Here is a 328-nt window from a genome sequence, read left to right on the forward strand (position 1 = left end):
ATCAGGTCCAGCCATGGATCGAGAAGGGCAGGCTGGTCCGGTTTCTCGAACCGTGGTCGCCCCGCTTTCCGGGTTTCTATCTATACCATCCGAGCCGCCGGCTCGTGCCTCCGGCGCTGCGTGCATTCATCGATTTCGTGCGGTCGAGGCGAGGTTAGAGGAATCTCGCCGCCATTCACAATTTCGCCAGCAAGTCAGGCGTCGGCCATCCGTCCACCGGAAGGCCAAGCCGCATCTGTTCCTTGCGGATCGCCTCGCGGGTGTTTGTGCCCAGGATGCCGTCTACGGTGCCGACGTCGTAGCCCTTGGCCTCGAGCTTGGTCTGCAG

2 protein-coding genes are annotated in these 328 nt (G+C 62.5%); one reads left to right on the forward strand and one right to left on the reverse strand.

The features are described from left to right. Nucleotides 1–158, forward strand: a 158-nt coding sequence (locus tag EN818_RS31435; protein WP_245521438.1) for a LysR substrate-binding domain-containing protein, incomplete at its 5' end; no start/stop codon positions are given. Between the two features lie 17 nt (nucleotides 159–175). On the opposite strand, the gene EN818_RS31440 is transcribed toward EN818_RS31435, so the two are convergent. Next, the coding region (locus tag EN818_RS31440) for a peptidoglycan-binding domain-containing protein (protein WP_135906694.1) at nucleotides 176–328 on the reverse strand (153 nt) is incomplete at its 5' end.

It is taken from the genome of Mesorhizobium sp. M3A.F.Ca.ET.175.01.1.1, assembly GCF_004791945.1.
Lineage (GTDB): Bacteria > Pseudomonadota > Alphaproteobacteria > Rhizobiales > Rhizobiaceae > Mesorhizobium.